The sequence below is a fragment of the Prevotella sp. C0026C3 genome (assembly GCF_056590795.1).
Genome location: NZ_JBWPWW010000041.1, coordinates 1 through 2251, shown reverse-complemented (window position 1 = coordinate 2251; position 2251 = coordinate 1). Strand labels below are relative to the sequence as shown.

Genomic DNA, 2251 nt, shown 5'->3' with positions numbered 1-2251 from the left:
CTATTTTTTTATTGCCAAGTTCTAATGCTTCTATCTCCTGCCATTCATAGAGGCTATTATATGCCATACATCCGATAAGAATGGAGATAAGTATATATCCCAACCGTATTGCCTTATAGAAATTTCCTGACCGCTCCATTATTTTAATGACATTGATTTTTGGAACATGAATAAAAGTTTATCTTTTTCGTTCATGCGGATATTATCAGAATAACCGTCTTTTGTTATTTGATACCCACATGGCTTAACCATAAAAATGCCTAAGCCCTTAGTGTACGAACTTACTTCTGAGGCATAGTCTTTACTTGTATTTAATGGAACTTTCCCTTTAATATGACACCACTCATTATTACAACTGATGTCTTCAATCTCAGACATCAGTTTTTGCAAATCTGTAATAGCTTTGGAACTCGCTACTTGGGGTATCTGCAACTCAAAACAGAGCATCGGTTCGAGAATGTCCACACCTGACTGTTGCAAAGCCAGCCTGAAGACATAAGGGGTCAGCTGTCTGAAATCAGCAGGTGTACTTACCGGGCTATAATACTCGGCTTGAGTAAAAGTTACTTTCAGATCTGTCACTTCCCATCCATGTAAACCAGATTGGCAAGACATACGAATCCCTTCAAAAACGGCATTTTGAAAAGAATGGTTCAGATAACCATAGGAGATGTCACTTTCGATTTGCAACCCTGCCCCTAACGGTAAGGGTTCAAGAGTCAGCCCTATTGTGGCCCAGTAAGGGTTGGGTGGTACTTCGATCTGAATAATCTTATTGACCTTTTTTATAGGTCGTTCTTTGTAGATAGTCTTGATCTCATCAAAATGGACCTTTACGGAAAATCGTTCTTCCAGCAATGTCTGTATGATTTCCTTTTGGGTCAAACCATATAACGAGATTTCCAATTCATCACTATATGAGTTTATGGAAAAGGACAAAGACGGGTCTTCAATCCACAATGTATTCAGAGCGGATATCACCTTGCTTCTCTCTTCGGGCTTATTTGGCCGGACGGAGGATTTGAGAGCGGGATGCTGATGAGATAATCCTTGAATCAAACAAGGTTTAGCACCTAAATAATCTCCGATTCGAAAATCTTCTATATCTTCTACAATCGCGATATCATTGGCACCCACTTCATCAACATTTATCTCTCTGCCCTGATAAATAGTCTTTAGATTTTTAATCTTGATGAATTTTTCCGAATCGTTGATTCTTACAACGTCTCGAAGTCTCAGACTTCCGTCAATTATTTTAAGAAAACTTCTTTTATGCCCTTTGGGGTCATGCTCTATCTTATAGAGATAAGCTGAAAGTCTGTTTGAGACTGATGCCGGAGGAAGTATAAAAGAAGAAATGGCGTCCAACAACTCATTGATACCGATATTGAACATTGCTGATCCATGTAGCACCGGATAGACTTTGGCTTTTGCCACAAGAGCGATTATCGTATTCCAATAATCAGCCGGTGAAATTTCGCTATCCGCCAAATATCGTTCTAATATATCGTCGTCATGGTTGCATACAAATTCTTTGTATTCTTCCTTTATATATGTTTGGGAGCAAACCGGATAAACCGATCCATCGACAACAGTTTGCATAAACAGGACATCTTGCGACAGATTTGTTTTTATATCCATATACAAACGCTCCAAATTCACACCGGCACGGTCAATCTTATTGATAAATATAATTGTCGGGATTTGCAGCTTTTGTAAAGTACTGAACAGCAACTTTGTCTGCGCTTGTATGCCTTCCTTTGCGGATAAGATGAGGACTGCTCCATCAAGCATTTTGAATGTCCGCTCCACTTCCGCAATAAAATCCATGTGTCCCGGAGTGTCAATGATATTGCATTTCACTCCATTCCAGATAATAGATGTCGTAGAAGCCCGGACAGTAATTCCTCTACGTTTCTCTATATCCATAGAGTCCGTTATGGTGTCACCATTATCCACACGGCCGCACTTTTCCGTTGCTCCACTGGCAAACAGCAGATTCTCGGTTACGGAAGTTTTTCCTGCATCAATGTGAGCAAGAATTCCTAAATTTATAATATTCATTTGGATTAAGCAATAATATACTACAGTAGATGCATTGTCGAAACGCACCTTTTAATACCTCCTCGTAGCATATGAGAACTACAGGATTACTAACTCGTATTAATATGTATATTATTACTGCCGCATAACGATTACAAAATTACACAAAAAAATATATCTAACAAAAGTGGGAGGATTTTTTAACTTT

At 38.8% G+C, this 2251-nt stretch carries 1 protein-coding gene and 1 pseudogene; both read right to left on the bottom strand.

All coding sequences use genetic code 11. The features are described from left to right. Window positions 1–139: pseudogene (locus AC1EK4_RS11875) on the bottom strand (two component system sensor kinase); the annotation flags it as partial. Continuing rightward, a complete protein-coding gene (tet(Q), locus tag AC1EK4_RS11870; RefSeq protein ID WP_004291466.1) occupies window positions 139–2064 on the bottom strand; it encodes a tetracycline resistance ribosomal protection protein Tet(Q) in 1926 nt (641 codons plus the stop codon). The pseudogene AC1EK4_RS11875 and the gene tet(Q), both read right to left, overlap by 1 nt. Window positions 2065–2251: the final 187 nt, after the last annotated feature.